Here is a 1,360-nt window from a genome sequence, read left to right as displayed (position 1 = left end):
CCGGCGACGACCGCGACTGCGTCAGGGGTCCGGGCTGCCTGTTCCTCGAACAGGGCATGCACGCTCGACTCGGACGGATAGTCAACCGCGGTGTTGTTCCACTCAGTCAGAAGCTCATGCCGCTCGGACTCCTCGAGTACGTCGACCGCATCCACCGACAGGTCCCAGTCGGTGGTGAGTGCATCCAGCAGGCGCACCAGACGGGCGGCGATGGACCGTGCGGTAGCTGAATCGAAGATGTCGGTACTGAACTCCACCGAGCCGTTCAGCCCGTCGGGTATTCCCTGCGGGTCACGGGATTCCTCGAAGGAGAAGGCGAGGTCGAACTTGGATATGCCTGTCCCGGTCGGTTCGAGCTCGATATCGAGTTCCGGCATCCCGGCCACCGTGCGCAGCGCGTCGTGCTCGGTGTTGTTGAGGGTGAGCATGACTTGGAAGAGGGGGTGGTGGGCGAGGGTGCGGGTGGGGTTGAGGTGTTCGACGAGGCGCTCGAAGGGGAGGTCCTGGTGGGCGTAGGCGTCCAGGTCGGTTTCGCGGACGCGGTCGAGGAGTTCGCGGAAGGTCGGCTGCCCACTGGTGTCGGTGCGCAGGACGAGGGTGTTGATGAAGAAGCCGACGAGGTCGTCGGTCGCCTCGTCGGTACGCCCGGCGATATCCGTGCCGATGGGGATGTCGGTGCCTGCGCCGAGGCGGGTGAGGAGGGTGGCCAGGGCGGCCTGAAGGACCATGAAGACGCTGGTGTGTGTGTTCTGGGCGACGTCGGCCATGCGGCCGTGCAGCGTGGCGGGGATGGTGATGGGGACGCGGTCACCGGTGTAGGAGGCGGTGGCGGGGTGGGGCCGGTTGGTGGGGAGTTCGAGCTTCTCCGGTAGTCCGGCGAGCGCTTCGGTCCAGTAGCTGAGCTGCTGTGCCGCGGGGGAGTGGGGGTCGGTTTCCTCGCCGAGCAGTTCGTGCTGCCAGAGGGTGTAGTCGGCGTACTGGATCGGCAGGGGTTGCCAGGCTGGGGTTTGGCCCTGGACGCGTGCGGTGTAGGCGGTGGTGAGGTCGCGGGCGAGAGGGCCCATGGACCATGCGTCACCGGCGATGTGGTGGAGGAGCAGGAGGAGTACGTGCTCGTGTTCGTTCAAACGAAACAGCGAAGCGCGGATGGGGATTTCGCTGGTCAGGTCGAAGCTGTAGGCGGCGGCTTCGGCGAGTGCCTGGCTGAGCACTGATTCGTCGGTGTCGGCTACGGCGACCGGGACTTCGGCCTGGCTGGCGGGGAGGACGGTCTGGTGGGCGCCGCGGTGGTCCTCGGTGTAGAGGGTGCGGAGGGTTTCGTGGCGGGTGGTGAGGTCGTGGAGTGCTTGGGTGAGGGCGT

At 66.7% G+C, this 1,360-nt stretch carries 1 protein-coding gene; it reads right to left on the bottom strand.

Going from position 1 to position 1,360, the window contains the following annotated elements:
- The coding region (locus EBH09_RS01250; RefSeq protein ID WP_238697208.1) for a condensation domain-containing protein at window positions 1-1,360 on the bottom strand (1,360 nt) is incomplete at both ends.

The organism is Streptomyces sp. E2N166 (assembly GCF_003671715.1).
GTDB lineage: Bacteria > Actinomycetota > Actinomycetes > Streptomycetales > Streptomycetaceae > Streptomyces > Streptomyces thinghirensis.
This window is presented reverse-complemented; position numbering and strand designations above follow the sequence as displayed.